The organism is Kitasatospora sp. MBT63, from assembly GCF_000710465.2.
Classification (GTDB): Bacteria; Actinomycetota; Actinomycetes; order Streptomycetales; family Streptomycetaceae; genus Kitasatospora.
Map to the genome: position 1 here is coordinate 1 of NZ_JAIZ01000627.1, position 19,839 is coordinate 19,839.

General features: G+C 74.0%; 19 protein-coding genes and 2 pseudogenes. 10 read left to right on the plus strand and 11 right to left on the minus strand.

The genetic code is table 11. The features are described 5' to 3' along the window. The 4 genes and pseudogenes from AA75_RS51510 to AA75_RS32335 form a co-directional block, all read left to right on the plus strand. Nucleotides 1-221, plus strand: a pseudogene (locus AA75_RS51510) (cell division protein DivIVA); the annotation flags it as partial. A 215-nt stretch (nt 222-436) separates the two neighbouring features. Next, entirely contained in the window at nt 437-1,606 is a 1,170-nt protein-coding gene (locus AA75_RS32325) for a beta-propeller fold lactonase family protein (RefSeq protein WP_051813876.1), read from the plus strand. A 116-nt stretch (nt 1,607-1,722) separates the two neighbouring features. Further along, nucleotides 1,723-2,220 carry a hypothetical protein gene (locus tag AA75_RS32330; RefSeq protein ID WP_033823901.1) on the plus strand — a complete coding sequence of 166 codons (498 nt, stop codon included), beginning with the start codon at nt 1,723-1,725 and terminating at the stop codon, nt 2,218-2,220. 118 nt (nt 2,221-2,338) lie between these two features. Beyond that, nucleotides 2,339-3,829: an MFS transporter gene (locus AA75_RS32335; protein WP_051813877.1), complete on the plus strand. Its 1,491-nt coding sequence runs from the start codon at nt 2,339-2,341 to the stop codon at nt 3,827-3,829. A gap of 46 nt (nt 3,830-3,875) precedes the next feature. On the opposite strand, the gene AA75_RS32340 is transcribed toward AA75_RS32335, so the two are convergent. Then, entirely contained in the window at nt 3,876-4,784 is a 909-nt protein-coding gene (locus AA75_RS32340) for an aldo/keto reductase (RefSeq protein WP_033823902.1), read from the minus strand. A gap of 124 nt (nt 4,785-4,908) precedes the next feature. Here AA75_RS32340 and AA75_RS32345 point away from each other — a divergent pair, with 124 nt between their 5' ends. Together AA75_RS32345 and AA75_RS46250 are read left to right on the plus strand one after the other, a co-directional pair. Next, nucleotides 4,909-5,856: a DUF5937 family protein gene (locus AA75_RS32345; protein ID WP_082526998.1), complete on the plus strand. Its 948-nt coding sequence runs from the start codon at nt 4,909-4,911 to the stop codon at nt 5,854-5,856. A 130-nt stretch (nt 5,857-5,986) separates the two neighbouring features. Then, nucleotides 5,987-6,790: an SDR family NAD(P)-dependent oxidoreductase gene (locus tag AA75_RS46250; protein WP_149038504.1), complete on the plus strand. Its 804-nt coding sequence runs from the start codon at nt 5,987-5,989 to the stop codon at nt 6,788-6,790. Nucleotides 6,791-7,906: 1,116 nt separating this feature from the next. Here the strand turns inward: AA75_RS46250 and AA75_RS32360 are convergent. Next, nucleotides 7,907-8,653, minus strand: coding sequence for a hypothetical protein (locus tag AA75_RS32360; protein WP_051813880.1), 747 nt, complete (start codon nt 8,651-8,653; stop codon nt 7,907-7,909). Nucleotides 8,654-8,903: 250 nt separating this feature from the next. Between AA75_RS32360 and AA75_RS54135 the strand changes: the two are divergent. Further along, nucleotides 8,904-9,200 (plus strand): annotated as a pseudogene (locus AA75_RS54135) (DUF1877 family protein); the annotation flags it as partial. Nucleotides 9,201-9,451: 251 nt separating this feature from the next. On the opposite strand, the gene AA75_RS32365 reads toward AA75_RS54135, so the two are convergent. After that, a complete protein-coding gene (locus AA75_RS32365) occupies nt 9,452-10,306 on the minus strand; it encodes a hypothetical protein (protein ID WP_033823903.1) in 855 nt (284 codons plus the stop codon). 164 nt (nt 10,307-10,470) lie between these two features. Between AA75_RS32365 and AA75_RS32370 the strand changes: the two genes are divergently transcribed. Next, complete coding sequence (locus tag AA75_RS32370) at nt 10,471-10,809, plus strand: hypothetical protein (RefSeq protein WP_033823904.1); 339 nt, start codon at nt 10,471-10,473, stop codon at nt 10,807-10,809. A gap of 230 nt (nt 10,810-11,039) precedes the next feature. Here the strand turns inward: AA75_RS32370 and AA75_RS32375 are convergent, their stop codons facing one another. The 3 genes from AA75_RS32375 to AA75_RS32385 are packed head-to-tail and all read right to left on the minus strand — an operon-like array spanning nt 11,040 to nt 13,581. Further along, on the minus strand, nt 11,040-11,801 hold the full coding sequence (locus tag AA75_RS32375; RefSeq protein ID WP_051813898.1) for an FAD:protein FMN transferase: 762 nt from the start codon (nt 11,799-11,801) through the stop codon (nt 11,040-11,042). Between the two features lie 56 nt (nt 11,802-11,857). Next, nucleotides 11,858-12,331 (minus strand): FMN-binding protein, encoded by a 474-nt coding sequence (locus AA75_RS32380; protein WP_082526991.1) that lies wholly within the window; start codon nt 12,329-12,331, stop codon nt 11,858-11,860. A 44-nt stretch (nt 12,332-12,375) separates the two neighbouring features. Further along, nucleotides 12,376-13,581 carry a ferric reductase-like transmembrane domain-containing protein gene (locus AA75_RS32385; RefSeq protein ID WP_368666622.1) on the minus strand — a complete coding sequence of 402 codons (1,206 nt, stop codon included), beginning with the start codon at nt 13,579-13,581 and terminating at the stop codon, nt 12,376-12,378. A gap of 375 nt (nt 13,582-13,956) precedes the next feature. Between AA75_RS32385 and AA75_RS32390 the strand changes: the two genes are divergently transcribed. Then, nucleotides 13,957-14,682 (plus strand): response regulator transcription factor, encoded by a 726-nt coding sequence (locus AA75_RS32390; protein ID WP_033823907.1) that lies wholly within the window; start codon nt 13,957-13,959, stop codon nt 14,680-14,682. Continuing rightward, nucleotides 14,679-16,205 (plus strand): cell wall metabolism sensor histidine kinase WalK, encoded by a 1,527-nt coding sequence (locus tag AA75_RS32395; protein ID WP_233289291.1) that lies wholly within the window; start codon nt 14,679-14,681, stop codon nt 16,203-16,205. Before AA75_RS32390 ends, AA75_RS32395 begins: the two co-directional genes overlap by 4 nt. Nucleotides 16,206-16,334: 129 nt before the next feature. Here the strand turns inward: AA75_RS32395 and AA75_RS32400 are convergent, their stop codons facing one another. From AA75_RS32400 to AA75_RS50045, 5 genes are all read right to left on the minus strand, one after another. Continuing rightward, nucleotides 16,335-17,015: a pyridoxamine 5'-phosphate oxidase family protein gene (locus AA75_RS32400; protein ID WP_033823908.1), complete on the minus strand. Its 681-nt coding sequence runs from the start codon at nt 17,013-17,015 to the stop codon at nt 16,335-16,337. 192 nt (nt 17,016-17,207) lie between these two features. After that, nucleotides 17,208-17,759 (minus strand): hypothetical protein, encoded by a 552-nt coding sequence (locus AA75_RS32405; RefSeq protein WP_033823909.1) that lies wholly within the window; start codon nt 17,757-17,759, stop codon nt 17,208-17,210. Nucleotides 17,760-17,805: 46 nt separating this feature from the next. Then, complete coding sequence (locus AA75_RS32410) at nt 17,806-18,258, minus strand: pyridoxamine 5'-phosphate oxidase family protein (RefSeq protein WP_051813881.1); 453 nt, start codon at nt 18,256-18,258, stop codon at nt 17,806-17,808. A 227-nt stretch (nt 18,259-18,485) separates the two neighbouring features. Next, a complete protein-coding gene (locus tag AA75_RS32415) occupies nt 18,486-19,529 on the minus strand; it encodes an alcohol dehydrogenase catalytic domain-containing protein (protein ID WP_033823910.1) in 1,044 nt (347 codons plus the stop codon). 129 nt (nt 19,530-19,658) lie between these two features. After that, a partial coding sequence (locus AA75_RS50045; RefSeq protein WP_199520466.1) for a universal stress protein occupies nt 19,659-19,839 on the minus strand: 181 nt, incomplete at its 5' end.

Here is a 19,839-nt window from a genome sequence, read left to right on the forward strand (position 1 = left end):
CGCCCGATCCGGGGGCGTACGGCCGGCCCGGCCTCGGGCGTCACCAGGGCCCGGAGCCGGCCCAGCCGGCCGGCGGCCCGGTCCGGGAGGGCGTGGCGCAGCCGCAGGGCCACCGCCCGGACGGGCCCGCCGGGCCGCCCGAGGAGGAGGCCGAGGGGGCGTACGGCCGCGGGGAACCGGCGGGGCCGGCCAGGTGGGAGGGCGGTCCGTACGGCGGGTGATGAGCGGGTGATGAGCCGTACGGGGGTGGGTGGTGGCCCCCCGTACGGCTCGCACGTCTGCCTCCGGACATTCGGACATAGCGTCACATAGGGTGCGCCTGCGGGCGTCGGACCGGTGCCCGCCCGGATGTGACGTCGAGCCGATCGAAGCATTCCGTCCAGGGCACGCACATCCGGTCAGGACACTGTTTCCGTCGTCCAGGAGGACGTGCATCGTGCAGAAACTCACCCGTCTCGGTGTCGCCGTCGCGACCGCGCTCGCAGCCGCCGCCGTGTCCGCCCCCGCCGTGTCGGCCTCCCCGGCCGCCCCCGCGGACCACGGGCACGCCCACGGCCACGAACAGGGCCAGGGCGGCCGCCACGCGGTGTTCGCGCAGACCGACAACACCGCGGGCAACCAGGTCGTCGCCTACCACCGGGGCGAGGACGGCCGCCTGACGCAGGCCGGGGTCTACGACACCGGCGGCCTCGGCGGGGTGCTGGACGGCGCGGTCGCCGACCACCTCGCCTCGCAGGGATCGCTCACCTACGACCCCGGGCACGCCCTGCTGTACGCCGTGAACGCGGGCAGCGACACCGTGACCGTCTTCGCCGTCGACGGTGACCGCCTGGAGCGCCACCAGGTCGTCCCCTCCGGCGGCCGGTTCCCGGTCAGCGTCGCCGTGCACGGGGACGTGGTCTACGTACTGAACGCCCTGGACGGCGGCTCCGTCCAGGGCTTCACCGTCGAACACGGTCACCTGGAGCAGCACGCCGACTGGAACCGCTGCCTGGGCCTCGACCCCGACGCCACACCGCAGTTCGTCAACACCCCCGGCCAGGTCGGTTTCACCGGCGACGGCTCCAAGCTGGTCGTCACCACCAAGGCCAACGGCAACAGCATCGACGTCTTCGACCTCGAGCACTCCGGCGCACCCGCCCGGCATCCCGTGGTCACCGTCCAGCCCGGCGCGGTGCCGTTCGGCTTCGTCACCAACGGCGCCAACGGGCTGCTCCTCACCCAGGCCGGCCCGAACGCGGTCGCCACCGTCCACATCCACGACGACGGCACGGTGATGCAGACCGCCGCCGCGCCCACCGGCCAGATCGCCACCTGCTGGATCACCGCCGCCGGCGACTTCCGGTACGCCTCCAACGCCGGCAGCGCCTCCGTCAGCGGGTACCGGCTCAACCCGGACGGCTCGCTCACCGCCCTCGGCAACACCACCACCGACCCCGGCACCGTCGACTCCGCCGCCTCCCGGGACGGCCGCTACCTCTACGTGCAGACCGGGATCAACGGCATCCTCGACGAGTTCCGGGTCAACGGCGACGGCTCGCTGACCGCCCTCGGCTCGCACGTGGTCCCCGGTGCCGTCGGCGGCGAGGGCATCGTCGCCTTCTGAGCCACCGTCCGCCCGGGCCGGGACACCGTCCGGGCCCGGGCGGTCCGCCCACCGTCCCCGGTGTCAGTGGCGTCCGGTCCACTTCTCGCAGACCGACAACTACCCCGGGGGCTGCCATGGGCGTGCTGACCGACTACTTCCGCGCGACCGGCGCCGCCGCGGTCGTCCGTGCCCTGGCCCGGGCGGACGGCGGATCACCGGCCGTCGGGCCGCGCCCGGCGTTCGACGGCCTCGAGGCCAAGGGGATCGATCCGGTGGTGGTCCTGGGGCAGTTGGTCGCCGCCGTCCGCCGGGTGCCGTGGGAGGCCGGTCTGGTCCGGGAGCAGCCGGTCTGGCCGACGACCGCGCCGCCCGGCCCGGACGGCCCCGAGGGCGAGGAGGACGACCCCTGGGTGACGGGCCCCTGGGTGATGCAGCTCGACGACGCGGTGCGGGACTCCCTGGCGGCGCTGCCCGACGCGGAGATCCCCGCAGTCGTCGCCCGCTGGGCGCTCGCCGAGGAGTTGCAGCCCGCGAGCGCGGAGGAGGTCCGGCCCGTGGCCGAGGAGCTGATCCGGCTCGCCCGGCGGGCGCGCGGGGCCGATGAGCGGCTCTACTGCTGGATCTGCGTGTAGCGCGCGGCCGGCCCGGGCGCCGGGGATTCCGGAGCCCGCGGTGTGCCGGGGCGTGGCCGGGGCAGACGCGGGGCAGCGCCGGGCGGTCCCGCCCGGCGGTGAGCCCGGGGAGGCTGTCATGACCGGCCAGCTACCGTCGACCGTCGGCTCCGGGGCCGACGCGCCGATCCGTACCGATGTACCGGCCCGGCTGGACCGCCTGCCGTGGTCCCGCTGGCACTGGCGGATCGTGATCGGCCTGGGCACGGTGTGGATCCTCGACGGCCTGGAGGTGACCGTCGTCGGCAACATCGCCGCCCGGCTGGCCGAGTCCGGCAGCGGGATCACCATCAGCACCGCCCAGGTCACCACCGTCGCCGCGGCCGTCTACGTGGCGGGTGCCTGCAGCGGCGCGCTGTTCTTCGGCTGGCTGACCGACCGGCTCGGCCGGAAGCGGCTCTTCATGATCACGTTGGCCGTCTACCTGGCGGCGACGGCCGTGACGGCGTTCTCCTGGTCGGCCTGGTTCTTCTTCCTGTGCCGGTTCTTCACCGGCTTCGGCATCGGCGGCGAGTACGCGGCGATCAACTCGGCCATCGACGAGCTGATCCCGGCCCGGGTGCGGGGCCGGATCGACCTCGTCATCAACGGCAGCTTCTGGATCGGCGCGGCGATCGGCGCCTTCGCCTCCATCGCGCTGCTGAACACCTCGCTGTTCGCCACCGGCCTCGGCTGGCGGCTGGCGTTCGGGATCGGCGTGGTGCTCGGCCTGGTGATCCTGCTGGTGCGCCGTCACGTGCCGGAGAGCCCCCGCTGGCTGTACACCCAGGGGCGGGGCGAGGAGGCGGACCAGGTGGTCGCCGAGGCCGAGCGGCTCGTCGAGCGGGAGACCGGGAAGCCGCTGCCCGCGGCCTCCGGCACCATCGTGATCCGCCCGCGCGGCCCCCTCGGCTTCGTGACGATCGCCCGCACGGTGACCCGGAGCTACCCGCGGCGGACCGTCCTCGGGCTCGCGCTCTTCATCGGCCAGGCCTTCCTGTACAACTCGGTCACCTTCGGCTTCGCGGTGATCCTGTCGACCTTCTTCGACGTCCCGACCGGGAACACCGGCTACTACTTCGCGGTGATCGCGGTGGGCAACTTCCTCGGGCCGCTGCTGCTCGGCCACCTCTTCGACTCGGTCGGCCGGAAGCCCATGATCGCCGGGACGTACATCGGCTCGGGGGTGCTGCTGTTCGCCACCGCTTTCCTGTTCCAGCAGGGCCTGCTGAACGCGACCACCATGACGGCCTGCTGGACGGCCGTGCTGTTCCTGGCCTCCGCGGGTGCGAGCGCCGCCTACCTGACGGTCAGCGAGATCTTCCCGCTGGAGACCCGGGCGCTGTGCATCGCGTTCTTCTACGCGGTGGGCACCGCGATCGGCGGCATCACCGGGCCGCTGCTCTTCAACGGCCTGGTCAGCAGCGGCAAACCCGCCGACACCACACTCGCCTTCTGCATCGGCGCGGCCCTGATGACACTGGCCGGCGGGGTCGAGGCGGCGATCGGCGTCCGCGCCGAACGCCGCAGCCTCGAGTCGCTGGCCCAACCTCTCAGCGCCGTCGACGAACCCGAACCGGCCCCCCGCTGACCCGCCGCCGGCGGGCCTCATGCCTGCCGCAGGATCACCGCGGGGTTCAAGCGCCGGCCCGGTGGACGGCTTCCAGGGTGGTGAGGTCGTCCTCGGTCAGGCGCAGCGCCCCGGCGGCGACGTTGGCGGCGAGGTGGTCGGGGTTGCCGGTGCCGGGGATGGCGAGCACGTGGGGGCCGCGCTGCAGCGTCCATGCGATCCGTACCTGGGCCGGGGTGGCGCCGTGGGCGCGGGCGACGGCGAGCACCGCCGGGCTGTCGGCGCCGCTCGCGCCGGCCTCCCGGCCGGTGCCGGCGATGGCGTAGAACGGCACGAAGGCGACGCCCTGCTCGCCGCAGCTGCGGACGAACGCGTCGTGCTCGGGCCGCATGCCGATGCCGTAGGGGTTCTGGACGCAGACCACCGGTGCGATGGCCAGGGCCTCCTCGAGGTGGTGCGGCTGGACGTTGGAGATGCCGAGGTGGCGGATCAGCCCGGCGGTCCGCAGGTCGGCGAGGGCGCCGAAGCGCTCGGCGATCGAGCCGGCGCCGAGGATCCGCAGGTTCACCACGTCGAGGTGGTCGCGGCCGAGCTGGCGCAGGTTCTCCTCGACCTGTCCGCGCAGTTGGCCGGGCGTGGCGTGGGTCTCCCACTCCCCCGACCGGTTGCGGCCGGGTCCAACCTTGGTGGTGATGACCAGGTCGTCCGGGTAGGGGGCGAGCGCCCGGTTGATCAGCTCGTTGGCGGAGCGCAGCGGGGAGAAGTAGAAGGCGGCGGTGTCGATGTGGTTGACGCCGAGTTCGACGGCGCGGCGCAGCACGGTGATCGCCCGGCCGCGGTCGCCGGGCACCGCGTCGGGGATGAGCGCCTTGCCGTCCTGGGCCAGGCGCATCGCGCCGAAGCCGATCCGGTTGACTGCCAGGTCGCCGAGGGTACAGGTGCCGGATGCGGCTGCCGTGATGGTCTGTGAGGTCATGCCGGAATGATCGCTGCGGTAGGGTGCCGGCTGCCATTGATTCACACATTCCTGAATCCCTGCGATCCGAGGGGTGGTCACCGTCCTGACGGAGTTGGCGTTCTCGGCGGGTGACCTGGCGCTGATGCGGTTCGCCGTCTCACCGATGTGGGAGGTGGGGACCAGCTTCCGGGCGCTGACCGGCGGCGCCGCGCATCCGGTGCACCGGCCGTGGGTGGAGCAGGTCCGGCCGCGGCTGGCGGCGGCCGGGCTGGACCGCGGCTGGCTCGCCGAACTGGTCCCGCCCGCGGGCTACGTGGCGGACTTCCTGAACCCCGCGCCCGCCGGCCCGGCGCCGGACCTGGCCACGGAGCTGGCCGGGATCCTGGCCACGCCGGAGGACCGGGTGCGCCGCGACCTCGACCGGCTGGGCGAGCAGGCGGGGCGTCTCGGTCCGCGGCTGCGGGCCCTGTACGCGGATCCGCGGGCGCGGCTGCCCAGGGTGGTGGAGGAGATCGGGACGTACTGGGAGCTGGCGCTCGCCCCGTACTGGGAGCGGATCCGCGCGGTGCTCGACGCGGAGGTGTTCCACCGGGCCCGGCAGGTCGCCGAGCACGGCGCCGGTCACGTCCTCAACGACCTGCACTCGTCCGTCAGTTGGGAGGACGACGTGCTGCGGCTGGTGCGCCGCAAGCCGCCGCTGTCCCGTCCGTCGGCGGGTCCGGGGCTGCTGCTGGTGCCGTCGGCGTTCACCGGGCCGCATCCGTTCGCCCGGGTGACGCCGCCCGGGCCGCCGCAACTCGCCTATCCGGCCCGCGGTGTCGGCGCCCTGTGGGTGCGGCGGCCGGTGGCCGGCACGGCCGCCCTCGCCGCCGTGCTGGGGCGTTCGCGGGCCCTGCTGCTGGCCGAGTTGGACTCCCCGGCCTCGACCACCGAACTGACCCGGCGCACCGGGCTGTCGGCGGCCGGGGTGTCGCAGTACCTGACGGCGCTGCGCGACGCGGGCCTGGTCAGCGCCCACCGGGCCGGCCGCTCGGTGCTGTACGCGCGGACCGCGGTCGGCGAGTCGCTCCTGCTGGCGGCGGCCTCGTAGCGTCCGGGGCGGGCCTCGGACCCCCGGGTTGTTGAAGGTTGAACGCCACGTCCGAATACCGCCGGAGTTCCACGCCGTGCCGACCGAGGATCGAGCCATGTCCCGCGAGCACAGAAGGAGTTCCCCTCTCATGACCACGACGACGACGGAGCGCACCGGCGCGGTGGACGGCCGGACGGCGAGGCTGGCCGGCAAGGTGGCGCTGGTGACCGGCGGCAGCCGGGGCATCGGCGCGGCGGTCGCGCTGCGGCTGGCCGAGGAAGGCGCCGGCATCGCCCTCACCTACCGCGGTGACGGGCAGCGGGCGGCCGCGGTGGCCGCCACGGTCGAGGCCCTCGGCCGCCGCGCCTGGGCGGTACGGGCGGACAGCGGCGACCCGGCGGCGGTACGGACGGCCGTGGACGGCACGGTGGCCCGCCTCGGACGGCTGGACATCCTGGTCAACAACGCGGGCCTGGGCACGATCGCCCCGCTCGCCGACCTGGCCGCGGACGAGGTCGACGCGGTGCTGGACGTCAACGTGCGCGGGCCGTTCCTGATGGCCCAGGCGGCGGCGGTCCACCTGCCGGCCGGCGGACGGATCATCACCATCGGCAACTGCATGAACGACCGGGTGCCGTTCGCCGGTGCGACGCTCTACGCGACCAGCAAGGCGGCCCTGGCCGGGCTCACCAAGGCGCTCGCCCGGGAACTCGGCGGCCGCGGGATCACCGCCGTCAGGCCCGCGGCGGCGCCGCGAGGCGCTCCCGCAGCGAGCCGAGGATCTCCCGGACGTCGGCCAGGTCGGGGCCGGCGCAGCGCTGGACGGCGGCGGCCAGCCGTTCCCGGGCGGCGTCGGTCCGGCCGAGCGTCTGTCCTTCCAGCAGGGCGGCGATCCGGACGGCCTCGGCCCGCGGGCGTTCGCCCGCGGGGCCGCCCGCCTCGTACCCGCTGATCGCGAGTTCCGCCGCGGCCAGCGCCTCCTCCGACCGCTCGGCGATGGCGAGCGCCCGGGAGCGTTCGTAGTGGACAGCGCCGGTCACGTAGCAGGAGACCACCGGGTGGCCGTCGGCCTCGGCCCGGTCACGGACCGCCTCGGCCTCGGCCAACCGCTCCAGGGCCGCGTCCAGGCCCGCCGCGCCCTCGGCCTCGACGGTGAGCCGGGCGACGTCCCGCAGCATCGCGGCGACCTGGTCCGGGCGCGGCGCCCGCTCGTGCGAGGCCAGGGCCCGGAGCCGGGCCGCGTCGACGGCCTCCCAGTGGCCTGCCGCGGCCAGCGCGGTGGTCGCCTCGCAGGCCACCGTGGTGTGGATGTCCTGGTCCTCCCAGTCGGCGACGGTGTCGGCGAGGTGCAGGAACTCCTCGGCCGCCTCACGGTGTTCGCCGAGCGCTGCGAGCCCGCGGCCGAGGTTCATCCGGACCTGCGCCACCAGCCGCTCGTCGATCGCGGCGGTGTCGCCACCGCGCAGCACGGACTCCAGCACCGCGACGGCGTCCGCCTCCTGTCCGGTGTCGTCGAGGATGCCGGCGAGTTGCAGCCGCGTCTCGGCCGCGTCCTGGACGGCGCCGGCGCGGTCGTACCGGGCCGCCGCCTCGGACAGCGCCCGCACCGCACCGGTGTGGTCGCCGGTGTGGGCGCAGGCGTGGCCGAGCATGGCGTACGTCGGCGCGACCGGGAAGGCCTCGTCGCCCCAGCGGGCGGTCTCGGCGAGGGCCCGGTGGAGGAGCGGCACGGCGTCGGCCGGCTTGCCCTGCACCAGCTTCACCTGGCCGAGGAGTCCGAGCGCACGAGGTGCCCGCCACGGACGTCCGGCGGTCTCCAGCAGGTCCAGCGCGCGCAGCAGCCCGGCCTCGGCCTGTTCGAAGTCCCCTCGCCGGGCCGCCAGATCGGCGCGCATCTGCAGGGCGCCGGCGACCCGGGCCGCGTTCCCGTAGCCGTCGGCGGCCCGTTCGGACGCCCCGACTTCGGCCTCGAACCGCTCCGGTGTGCCGTCCGGGGCCCCGTCCGCGGTCCCGCCCGGGGCGGCGACCGCCTCGTGGTGGGCGGCGTAGGCGCGGCAGTGCAGGATGGTCAGGTGGTCCTCGGTCTCGAGCCGGTCCGCCGCGAGCAACTCCCCGGCCTGCTGCAGGAACGCGTCCAGCACCGCCCAGTCGCGGTGCGGGCGAAGTGGTGCATCTCCTCGTGGGAGCCGCTCCACTTGGCGCAGCTCTGCTGGAGCTGCTGGCGGTGCGAGCCGAGGTGTCCGGGGTGGCGGCGGGTGGCCGCCTCGAAGCGGTACCGGACGGTGTCGGCGCCGAGCGAGGCGCCGCGGCCGCTGATCTGCAGGAAGTACCAGGGGCCGAGCCATCCGGGTTCCCGCTCGGCGACCTCGTAGAGCTGCTCCTCGGCGACCTCCAGGCGTTCGTGGAAGGTCCGCCACTGCTCCTGCGAGACGTACTTGGCGCTGGCCCGGGTGCGGGCCTCCCACGCCCAGGCGACCTGGCGGGCGCCGGAGAGCAGCAGCGGCAGCGCGGAGTCCGGCTCGGCGGCGACGGCCTCCGGGAGCCACCGTTCGATGCCGCCCACCTCGGACACCATGGCCAGCAGCCAGGTCAGCTCGGCGGGGTCGGCGGCGGCCGTCAGGCCGTCCCGCACGGCGGCCCAGTCGCCGGCGGCGGCCCGGGTGCGCAGCACGGCGAGTTCCTGGTCGCCGAGGGCCGGGTCGACCTCGTGCACGGCGCCCGGGGCGCGGCCGGCGCCGCGGCCGGTGACCCGGTTCCACAGGCCGGTCGGGCCGCCTTCGGTGTCGCTGCCGGTACGGCGTCTGAAAAGCGGCATGGTGTGCGGCCCCCCTCGCATGGACATCCACGTCAACTGGCCTTGGTGACGGCCACTCGAACGGAGTACATATCACGGACCGGCCCAGGCCGCCTGTCCACCCCCCGGGCGTTCGTGTGCCGAGAGCCCCTGCTCGGCGGCGGTTCGGGCCCCCGGCGGGCCGTCCGGCCGCCTCCGCACTGTCGGTACCGGCCGCTAGCGTCGGACCGCACGTGGGAGGCGAGGGCGAGACCGTGGGAGAGGGGACGACATGACGGGTCGAGGGGTGCTGTTCGCGCTCACCGCCGACCGGGCCGCGCGGCTGGCCGGTGCCCGGGACGACCGCGAGGTGCTGCGCCTGCTCGCCGCGCTCGAGGAGGAGTGGGAACGTGACTGGCTGGCCCAGCTCGACAGGGCCTGGGACCGGCTGCACCGCTGCCTCACCGACGGCTCCCTGACGTTCGGCTCCGGGGCGCACGGCAGCCCGCACTACCCGCTGTCCCACGCCGTCCTGGGCGGGCTGCCGCTGTACCAGGGCGCGGGTTACCTGGCCGCCCTGACCGAGGTGCAGGAGGTCCGGGAGGTCGCGGCCGCGCTCGAGCCCTTGGACGCGGCCTGGCTGCGGGCCGTTTCGTCCGCCTGGAGTCGGCGGCCGAGCCCGCGGGGCCGTTCGGCGGGGGTCCGTTCGGTGAGGAGGACTTCGGCCACCTGTGGTCGAACTTCCTCGACCTGCGCGCGCTCTACCGCCGCGCGGCCGGCGCGGGCCGGGCGGTGGTCCTCACCGTCGACCGGTGACGCCCGCCGGGGCGGCTGCCGCGGTCAGGGCCGTTCGAAGAACTGCAGCACGCCGCCGACGGAGAAGCACAGCGCTCCGGCGAAGGTCCCCCAGTTGGCGATGTCCACGTTCACCAGGCTGTCGGTCTCGGGCCGGGTGAACGCGGCCAGGGCGGAGACCAGGAACAGCACCGAGCCGAGCTGGTTGACCATCACGATCCACCAGGCCAGGCTGCGTGAGCGCCAGCACGGCCGACCGTGGCAGACCTCGACGATCGCCAGGTGGCCGGAGATCAGGAACAGCGCGCAGCCGATCAGGTCGGGCGTCCAGATCAGCCGGTTCACCTGCTGGGCCGTCAGGCCGGTCAGGAAGGAGTCGAGCAGGTTGATGCCGAACACCAGCGTGCCGACGAACAGGATGAAGGTGCTCAGCCAGTCGATCCGTAGCGGCTCGTAGCTCCACCACCGCCACCGGCCGGTCACCAGCGACCCGGACCAGCCGCCGGCCGCGTCGGTCCCGCGGCGCGGCGAGTTCACCGCCTGGAGCAGCGAGGTGTAGCCGCCGGTGTTGAAGAACAGGCCGCCCACGAAGTAGACGGTGGCGATCGTGGTCGCACCGGCGGACCCGAGCTGGGCGAGCGCCGCGCCGGCGGCGAACAGCGCGCCGCCCACCGTGAACGCGCCGGCCGCGATCAGGTTGAGCCTGGCCAGGCGGCGCAGCGCGACGTCGTCGGCGCGGCGGGCGCGGCGCTCGCCGCCGTCGTGGGTGCGTACCCGCAGCGCGCCGCGCTTTCGGGCCAGTCGCGACTCCCAGATCGCCGTCCCGCCCTGGGCCGGGCGCCGGGTCAGCCGGGTGGTGAACGGTCCCGCGCCCTCGGCGCGCTCCTCGGGTCGGCCCATCGGGCGAGCGTAACCGCGCGGGGCGGTCAGGGGCGGGTGGCCAGGTCCGTGTCTCCACCGATCCCCCGGATGCCGCCCCAAGCCTCCAGCAGCGGTGTCGGACCCGTCTGCGATGCTCCCCGGCAGGAGGGTCGGCGGGCGCCGACCGGGAGGGGCGGCTGGCGATGGCGTTCGACGGCGAGGTCTGGCGGCTGGTGCGGCGGGAGGGCCCGGCGGGCGAGGAGGGCGGCGTGGGCGAGATCGTCGTCGACGACGCCGACTTCCCGTGGCTGCACGGCCGCTTCGTCCCGGGCCCGGGGTTCCCCGCCGTGGAGCCGCTGTTCGCCCGGGCGCGGGCGCTGTGCGAGGCCGAGGAGTGGGAGGCGTTCGACGACGCGTACGAGGAGATCACCGGGCGCCTCGCGCTGGTCTCCCCGTCCGGGCCGGTGGCCGAGTTCCTGCTCCACATCGAGGACGGCCGCGCGTGGTTCCGCTGGAGCGAGGAGCCGTTCGAGGAGGGCTAGCACCGGGCCCGGCGCCCTGCGGCCTTCCGGAGACCGCCGGTCCGGTACGAGCAGCCGGTGGTACGGTCCGCGCCGGCGTCACCGACCGATGCGACGACCTCTACGCGGGGCGTCGACAGCACCCCCGTGCCGCGGACGGCCCGCTCCGGGCGGTTCCGTCGGAGGCGCCTCCCCGGACCCGGATCCGGTCCCGGAACAGGAACAGGAACAGGAACAGGAACAGCGGACCGTCAGCCGGTGCCCGGAAGGCTCCACTGCGCCGGTCCGGTGGCCGCCGGCGGCGCAGGGGCGAGGTGCTGCGGAAAGCCTGAGGTCCAGCACCGCGTGCCGTCCTCCAGGACCGCAAGGGCTTCCGTCCCGGGGAGTTGCTCGGCCCAGTCGAGTGCGCGTGCGGAACCCATGGCGAAGGCGGCAGTGGTCCAGGCGTCCGTGCGGGCCAGGCACCGGCCGATCAGGGTGACCGAGAGCATGCCTGTGACCGGACGATCGGTGTGCGGGTCGAGAATGTGGGCTCCGCGTTCCGCGACGCCGGAGGTGGCGACCGCGAGGTCGTGGCCGGTGACGACGGCGGCGAGTCCGCCCGGGCGCGCCGGGTCGGCGATCCCGATCCGCCAGGGGCCGCCGCAGGTCTGAACGTCTCCGCCGCCGCCCACACTGTGCCAGGTGGATCCGGCCGCTCGCAGGTGCCGGGATGCCTCCTCCACGGCCCAGCCCTTCACCCAGCCGCTCGGGTCGAGCCGACCTCCGGGGTGGTCCGTGAACCAGCCGTCGGTCTCGATGGCAACCTCACGGCAGCTCTCCAGCACCTCGGCGACGTCGGGATCGCACTGGGCGAGCGTCAGTTCGCCGCGTCCGAGCCTGCTGATGTCGGAGGTGGGCCGGTAGGTGGAGAACACCTCGTCGATCCGGTGCAGCCGTTGGACGATCCGGCGCAGCGCAGGGCCCGTCGCGGCGGTGGGATCGCGGACGGTGAAGGAGAAGACCGTACCCATGACATGTTCGGCGTGCCGCAGGGTCGCCCGCTGGGCCGAAGGACCGGCGGCCACCCCTACAGCCCCGCCTGGTCGAGGGCGCTCTGCAGTGAGCGGGTGTAGCCGTCGCTGGTGTACGTCGCGCCGGACACGGCATCGATGTGCGCGCTCTGGGCGGCGATCGCCTCCTGGCCGAGCTGTGGCAGGGCGAAGCTGTTGATCTCCTGGTCACGGCGGTCGTGACTGGGGTAGCGGATCACCTCGATCTTCGCGATCCTCCTGCCGTCCAGGGTGACTCTGACCTGGACGGCCCCGTAGCGGGTGTTGGCCGCGTCACCGGTCACCGATCGCGAGGCCCCGCCGGCTGCCGGGGCGGACGTCGCCGGCGGGGCCGGATCGGCGGCGGGCGCGGAGGTGGCCGTCGGGGCCGGCGCCCCGGGGTCACCTGAGCTGATGACGCCACTGCCCGTGCCCACGTCGTGCGGTTTCAGCGAGAGCAGCAGGATCACCCCTGCCACGGTGGCGGTACTGGTGATGACGGCTCTACGCAAGGGAGTTCTCCTCAACGGTCGGGTGGTCGGTGACGGTCGACGGGTCAGAGTTCGAAGGATTCGCAGTGGATGCGCGAGCGCCGGACCCCGGCGGCCCGCAGAACTCGTCCGGCCTCGTCCGTGAAGGCCGGCGGTCCGCACAGGTAGACCTCGTGTGCGGCGAGGTCCGGGACAAGGCCGCGGAGTGCGGCACCGAGGTCGCCGATCTGGGCACGGGTGCCGAGCAGCTCGTGCACCTGGGCGCCGCGGGCGGTCGCGACGGTCGCCAGTTCGTCCCGGAAGAGGACGTCCTGCGGCCGGCGGGCGCGCTGGACGAGGGTCACCCGGCCCGGAAGTGACTCGAACAGGGCACGAAGCGGGGTGATCCCGACTCCGGCGCCGAGCAGCAGCACCCTGTGCTCCCTGCGGCGGCCGGCGGTGAATGCCCCGTACGGACCCTCGGCTCGTAGGCGGGTACCGGGCTCGAGGCGGGCGACGGCGGCGCTGTGGCCGCCGACGTCCTTCACGGTGAAGCGCAGGAAGTGCGGGTGGGGCGGGGCGGAGAGTGAGTAGGGGTTGGCGGCCCAGCGCAGTTCGCGGGTCCGGAACTGGAGACGGAAGAACTGGCCTGCCTCGGCGCCGAGCCGGTCCAGGCGCTCGCCGGTGACGAACAGCGAGACCACGCCCGGTCCCTCCGGCCGGACTTCGGCCACGCGCATCCGATGGCGGCGGTCGCGCGCGAAGGGCACGAGGAGGCGGTACCAGCCGAGCAGGGCGGCGGTGCCGAGGTACAGCACCCACCAGGCGCCGCGCTCGGGCCCGCCGCCCAGGTCCGCGCCGTCGGCCAGCTGATGGCCGAAGCCGAGTGCGATGGCCAGGTACGTCGCCAGGTGCAGGTAGTACCAGGCCTCGTAGCTCATCCGGCGGCGCGCCGCCCGCGCGCTCACCGCGCCGGTCCCGAACATGATCAGGGTGGCCAGTGCCGCCTTGATCATTTCGGGGTAGTGGAACACCAGGCGCACCCCTTCGCCGACCGGACCGCGCCCGTCGGTCAGTGCGTAGCCCCAGGTGATGGTCAGAACGTGCACGGCGACCAGGCCCACCAGCCAGCGACCGCCGCCCGCATGCCAGCGCGCCAGGCGGTCCGCGCCGACCTCACGCTCCAGCAGGGGGATCCGGGCCATCAGGAACAGCAACACCGGCGCGGTGTACCCGGCCAGCAGGCCGGTGATCCGCCCTGCACCGGTGAGCCAGTCCGCGGCGCTGCTCACTTCGGCCGTCCCCCGCCACCAGACGGCCAGAACTCCGGCGGCTCCCGCGGCGATCAGTGCCTGCGCAACGCGCGCCACCGTTCCGGGCGGCAAGGGCCGCCGGACCGAGCCGTGACGGGCTGTCGTCGCCGGTCGGATACCGCGTGGCCGTGGCGGTGCGCCCATCCCGGCCTCCTCTCCGTTCGCTGTCGGCAACCCTGGCACCGTAAGCTCTCAGTTCCCTCTGAACGCGATGCCTCCGATCCCCATCGGTCGGCACGTTCTCGCAGGTCAATGACGTTCGGCCGGGACGAGGGGCAGAAGTGGATCTCATGGCCTTCTCATGTGGAAGGTGACAATGGGTCCAGCCGCCGCCCCAGAGCCCCTTGGATCCGCATGGACACCCTCTCCCCTGCTCAGCCGTCACCCTGGCGGATCCTGGTCGTGGACGACGAACCCGACCTGGTCGAGGTGGTCTGCGGCGCGCTCAGGTACGAGGGCTGGCTGGCGCGAGGCGCGGAGGACGGCCCGAGCGCCGTGGCGATCGCCGCCGAGTGGCGCCCGCACGCCGTGGTCCTGGACATGATGCTTCCCAGCCTCGACGGCATGCAGGTGCTGGAACGGATCCACGCCACCGGGCCGGAGGTCCGCGTGCTGTTCCTGACCGCCAGGGACGCCGTGGAGGACCGGATCGCCGCGCTGGCGGCCGGCGGGGACGACTACGTCACCAAACCGTTCAGCCTCGCCGAGGTGGTGGTACGCCTTCGCGGTCTGCTGCGGCGGGCCACCCCGTCGGGGCCGGAGCGTGTCGCGCCCCCGGCGCACGCCTTGGTCCTGGGGGACCTGGTGCTGGACGAGCAGGCCCGCGAGGTCACCCGCGCCGGTGACACCGTCGACCTGAGCCCCACCGAGTTCGCACTGCTGCACCTCCTGATGAGCCACCCACGGCAGGTACTGAGCAAGGCGCAGATCCTGGATGCGGTCTGGTCGTACGACTTCGGCGGCCAGGCCCACGTGGTCGAGCTCTACATCAGTTATCTCCGCAAGAAGATCGACGCCGGCCGGCCACCGATGATCCACACCGTTCGTGGAGCCGGCTACCTGATCAAGGTGCCGCAGTGATCGGCCCGGCGGCCCGTGGCGCCACCGCGCGCCTTCCCCTGCCACGCACCCTGCGGGCCCGTCTGGTCTCCGGCCTGCTCGCCCTGCTCCTGCTGACCTGCGGAGGGGTCGCCCTGGCCACCACCGAGGCGTTGCGCCACTTCCTGGTCGACCGCCTCGACCAGCAGCTCTCCGACACCTCCGGCCGCTATGCCGCCAGTCTGGAGCACCGGGACACCCGGGGCCCGGGAACCACGGGCGGCCGGAGCGACACCCGCGCCCAGGCACCCGGTACCTTCGGTGCCCGGCTGCTCGACGGCAGCGTCACGGACGCCGGCGTGGTCGACGGCGACGCCGACGATGCCGGCGTCGCCGCCGGGAACACTCCGGCCGACACCGACGACCAGGTGCAGCTGACCGCCGCCGACCAGCGGGCACTGGCCGCGCTGCCGGTCGGCGGCCTGGCACGGAGCGTCCGTCTGTCCGGGCTCGGGGGCTACCGGGTGCGCGCCTTCGCCGGCCAGGACGGCGATGTCCTGGTGACCGGGCTACCGCTGCGCCCGCTGGAGGCGACGACCCACCGACTCGTCACCGTGGAACTGGTGCTGTTCGCGGTCGCGCTGGCCGCCGCCACGGCCGCCGGCGCCTTCTGGATCCGCCTCTCCCTGCGCCCGCTCGACCGCGTCGTGGCAGCGGCCGAACGCGTCGGGAGCCTGCCACTGGCCAGTGGGGAGGTCGAACTCACCATCCGGGTAGGGGAGGACGACATCCGGACCGAGGTCGGCAGGGTCGGTGCGGCCCTCAACCGGATGCTCGGCCACGTCGAGGACGCCCTCGCCCAGCGCCAGGCCGTCGAGGAGCGGTTGCGGGCGTTCGCCGCGGACGCCAGCCACGAACTGCGCACCCCGGTGGCCACCGTCCGGGGCCACGCAGAACTGGCCCTGCGGCACCCCGGACCGACCGCCGATGCCGTACGCCACTCGCTCACCCGCATCGACGCCGAGTCCCGGCGGATGGGCACCATCGTCGAGGACCTGCTCCTGCTGGCCCGGCTCGACGCGGGGCGGCCACTCGCCCTCGGCAGCGTCGACCTGACACGGTTGGCCCTGGACGGCACCGACGACGCCCGCGCCGCCGGACCGCACCACCACTGGCGGCTCGACCTGTCCGAGGAGCCGGTCGTGGTCCCGGGGGACACTGACCGGCTCCGCCAGGTGGTGGCCAACCTGCTCGCCAACGCCCGCACCCACACCCCCCACGGCACCGAGGTGACGCTGACGCTCGGGCTCGGCGGCGGCCGGGCGCTGCTCACCGTCACCGACACCGGCCCCGGGATCGACCCCGAGATCGCGCCCCGGATCTTCGAACGCTTCGTGCGGGGCGACCGGGCCCGATCGAGAACGCACGGGAGCACCGGGCTGGGGCTCGCGATCGTGCACGCCGTCGTGGCCGCCCACAGCGGCACCGTGACGCTCTCCAGCCGCCCCGGCCGCACCGCTTTCACCGTGGCCCTCCCTCTGGAGTCGGCGGTCGGCACCGCCTGATGCGGCCCGCGCGAGGACTGCGGCACGCCTGACCGTCTCGGACGGGCCACCCTGTCCGGGCCCGGCTCGGATCGGGCCGATGTCCCGTCGCGGCGCCTCTGCGGGTTCCCTACGGCTGGCGGTGCCGGGTCACGCTGTGCTGATCAGGCGGCCGGTCACCCGGGTCGGGACGATCCGCACCCAGAGGTCGCGGATACCGGCCGCCCAGGGCTCCGCGCCGGGCTGAGCCGCGAGCCGCGCAGCGGAGTCGTCGTCGATGTGCTCGACCGTGCCGACCAGGAGCACGCTCCAGCCCTCACTGTCGGATTCGTCCACGTGGTCCGCCTCGAAGGCCACCTCCGTGCCCTCGACGGCCGCGGCGGCCCCCGTTCGGGAGGTCCGGTAGACGATCGAGTGCGCATCGACGAGGTAGTTGACGGGGAGGATGGCGGGGCTCGACCCCGATGACACGGCCACGCGCCCGATGCCGTGGTCCGACAGCCGGTCCCAGCACTCCTGCGGGGTGAGTTTCATCAGTGCGGGATGTGGTCCCGGGGGAGGCTGCCCCGGCGGCAGATCGGTCCGCCCCTCCAGAAGCTCGCCGTAGGGCATCTGCAACGCTGCGGCCAGCCGGAGGACGGAGGCCTGGTCGAAACCTTCGCCCAGTTCCTCGAGGTGCTGGAGGTAGCGGAGTGACATTCCGGCTCGGTTCGCCAGCTCCTCACGGGTGAGGCCGAGCTGCCGGGACCGCAGCGCGATGCGCCGGGCGATGTCCTCCGGAGCGACCGGGCTTCCGTCCGGTTTCCCGGGCCGGGCACTTCTGTCGTTCATGGCGATCTTCCTCCTGCGATCGAGCATGCCACCGGTGGCGCGGGACGGCGCCGCCGATTGCTCCGCGCAATGGAACTCGCGGCGCGGGCGATCACCGGTCGCCGAGCCCCGGATGGTGCCTTGGACGGCCGGACCACCGGGGTTCCACGCTCCCCCACTCCTTCTCCCAGGCCGCCGACGCCGCCCGGTCGATCACGCGGCGCCCGAACAGGTAAACCGTGAACGCCGCGCCGGAAGCACGGCCATGACCCCCGCCCCGGCCAGGACGGCCCTCGTGACGACCTCCGTTGCCGGCAGCGGCGCCGACGCCGGATGCCCGTGATCGTCGACCCAGACGGCGATCTCGGTTCCCGCGGCGGCGGCCGCAGCGACCGCGACCGGCCCACCGCCGCGCGTGGCCGGCGGGAACTGCCACACCGCCTGCGCGTGGAAGCCCCCCGTCCCGGTGCGCGCACCGGGCGCGTCCGGCACTGCCGCTTCGACGGTGGTCGCGATGGTCCGGTGCCGGTGCTGCCCCTCGTACCGTGCCTGTCGCTGGTCGATCCGTAGGACGTCGAGGGCCGTCAGCATCGCGAGGGCGAGGGCGACGGCCAGAGCGAGGGTCAGGGCGATGGCGATACGGCTGCGTCGAACATCGCTGTGGCGGCTCAGGGGATTCGCCTCCCGGCCGGCCGCTCTCCGGATGTGCCGTCGGAGGGTGCTCCTGAGGGCGTCGCCCGTGGTCCTGGGCGTTGCGGGTGCCATGGTGCTCTCCTCTCCGCGGGCGTGGGTCCGAGGTGTGCCGGTCGGATCATGATCCGAACCGTCGGCCGACGACGAACTCCGGGTGGACGGTCAGGTAGCCGCTGGCCGGCCGGTGTCCCCACTGGCGCGGGCCCCGGTGGCGCAGGTCCTCGACCGTGACGGGGTCGGTCACCAGGTAGGAGCGGCCGACGATGAGGACGGTCCACCCTCGGAGCGTCCGCTGGTCGAAGTCGTCCGCCTGAAAGCCGACCACCTCCCCGTCCATCAGGTCCGCCCGCCAGCTCGCCGGCAGGGGAACGACCACCTCGCCGCGGCCGTACAGGGTGAAGCAGGCGGGAGTCACCGCCGGCATCGCGTCATGGGTGTGGATGAGGCGCCCGATCGCCGTCAGCCGGAGCAGGTCAAGACTCTCCTCGCGCCCGCACTCCTGGTCACCGGGGCGATCCTCCGATCGCGCGTTCGGGGCATCGCCGTTCGGCGGGGTGTCATCGGGAGCCATCGGGCTCACCTCCGAGCTGCGCAGCCGCAGCGGCGGACCTCGACGGCTCGGACGACGGGTCGCCGTGAGAACTGATGCACATGACGCCGGTCTCCTTCGGTGACTTCAACGGGCCGGACCTCGCAGCTCCCTGCCCGGTACGGGCGGCGGCCGCGGAAGGCGGATCCGGCCCGATCCGGCGGGCCCGCCGGAACCTCCACCGGACGCGGCCGGCCGGCCGGCGCCGGTCAGGTCCTGAACAGGGCCACCTTGAGGGCGTTGTTCCCGCCCGCGTCGGCGAACACGTCGTAGGCGTCAGGCATCTCGTCCAGGCCGAACCTGTGGGTCACCAGGGCGGAGACGTCCAACTGCCCGCCGGCGACCATGCGCAGGAGCAGCGGGGTGCTGCTGGTGTCGACCAGGCCGGTGGTGACCGTGATGTTCTTGATCCACAGGGTTTCGAGGTGGAGTGTGGCGGGCCTGCCGTGGACGCCGACGTTGGCGACCCGGCCGCCGGGGCGTACGACACGGGTGCAGAGCTCGAAGGATTCGGGGACGCCGACGGCTTCGACGGCCACGTCTGCGCCGAGGCCGTCCGGGCTCAGGGCGCGGATCGCCGTATCGGTGTCGTCCGCGACTCCGAGCGTGTCGTCCGCGCCGGCTCGTTCTGCCGCTTCGAGGCGGCCGGCGGCGAGGTCCACGGCGATGATCCGGGCGGGGCTGAGGAGCCGGGCGGTCGTGATCGCGGCCAGCCCGATCGGACCCGCGCCGACGATCACGACGATGTCGCCGGGGCCGACCTCTCCCTTGCGGACGCCGACCTCGTAGGAGGTGGGCAGGACGTCGGCGAGCAGGAGTGCCGTCTCGTCCGTGACCTCGTCGGGCAGCTTGTGGAGGGAGTTGTCCGCGAAGGGGGTGCGGACGTACTCGGCCTGGGTGCCGTCGACGAGGTGGCCGAGGATCCAGCCACCTCCGCCGGTGCACTGGCCGTAGGTCCCCTTACGGCAGTACGCGCAGCGTCCGCAGGCCGAGATGCAGGAGACCAGGACGCGGTCACCGGGCGTCACCGTCCGCACGCCCGGTCCGGTCCCGGTGACGGTGCCGACGGCCTCGTGGCCGAGGATCCGCCCGTCGGCGACCTCGGGGACGTCACCCTTGAGGATGTGCAGATCGGTTCCGCAGATGGTCACCGCGTCCACCCGTACCACGGCGTCCTCCGGATCGAGGACGGCCGGGTCGGGTACCTCGCCCCAGGTGCGACGGCCGGGGCCGTGGTAGGTGAGTGCCTTCATGCCCGATCACTCTCCGCGTCATCGAAGGTGGCTCTCCTCCGATGGTGCGCGGCCCCCGGCACCACGCCGTAGGGCCGGTCGGTCCGGGCATCGGGGCCACCTGGGCCGGGCGCGCGCCGGGTTCGACGCTCACGTGGCGTCCGCCGGTCCGAAGTGCACGTTCTGCGGCCGGGGACCCGGCGGGGGAACGACGGCGACCGGGCAGTGGGCGTGGTGGACGACGGCCTGGCTGACCGAGCCGAGGCGGCTGAACGGACCCTCGGGCGTACCGTGGCGGCCGACCACGACCAGCTGGTGCGTCTTCGACAGG

Bases quoted from the DNA above. Each gene is read 5' to 3' on its own strand.
- AA75_RS32330 (WP_033823901.1), top strand. From the start codon at position 1,723: ATGGGCGTGCTGACCGACTACTTCCGCGCGACCGGCGCCGCCGCGGTC.
- AA75_RS32335 (WP_051813877.1), top strand. From the start codon at position 2,339: ATGACCGGCCAGCTACCGTCGACCGTCGGCTCCGGGGCCGACGCGCCG.
- AA75_RS32340 (WP_033823902.1), bottom strand. From the start codon at position 4,784: ATGACCTCACAGACCATCACGGCAGCCGCATCCGGCACCTGTACCCTC.
- AA75_RS32345 (WP_082526998.1), top strand. From the start codon at position 4,909: ATGCGGTTCGCCGTCTCACCGATGTGGGAGGTGGGGACCAGCTTCCGG.
- AA75_RS46250 (WP_149038504.1), top strand. From the start codon at position 5,987: ATGACCACGACGACGACGGAGCGCACCGGCGCGGTGGACGGCCGGACG.
- AA75_RS32360 (WP_051813880.1), bottom strand. From the start codon at position 8,653: ATGCCGCTTTTCAGACGCCGTACCGGCAGCGACACCGAAGGCGGCCCG.
- AA75_RS32365 (WP_033823903.1), bottom strand. From the start codon at position 10,306: ATGGGCCGACCCGAGGAGCGCGCCGAGGGCGCGGGACCGTTCACCACC.
- AA75_RS32370 (WP_033823904.1), top strand. From the start codon at position 10,471: ATGGCGTTCGACGGCGAGGTCTGGCGGCTGGTGCGGCGGGAGGGCCCG.
- AA75_RS32375 (WP_051813898.1), bottom strand. From the start codon at position 11,801: ATGGGTACGGTCTTCTCCTTCACCGTCCGCGATCCCACCGCCGCGACG.
- AA75_RS32390 (WP_033823907.1), top strand. From the start codon at position 13,957: ATGGACACCCTCTCCCCTGCTCAGCCGTCACCCTGGCGGATCCTGGTC.
- AA75_RS32400 (WP_033823908.1), bottom strand. From the start codon at position 17,015: ATGAACGACAGAAGTGCCCGGCCCGGGAAACCGGACGGAAGCCCGGTC.
- AA75_RS32405 (WP_033823909.1), bottom strand. From the start codon at position 17,759: ATGGCACCCGCAACGCCCAGGACCACGGGCGACGCCCTCAGGAGCACC.
- AA75_RS32410 (WP_051813881.1), bottom strand. From the start codon at position 18,258: ATGGCTCCCGATGACACCCCGCCGAACGGCGATGCCCCGAACGCGCGA.
- AA75_RS32415 (WP_033823910.1), bottom strand. From the start codon at position 19,529: ATGAAGGCACTCACCTACCACGGCCCCGGCCGTCGCACCTGGGGCGAG.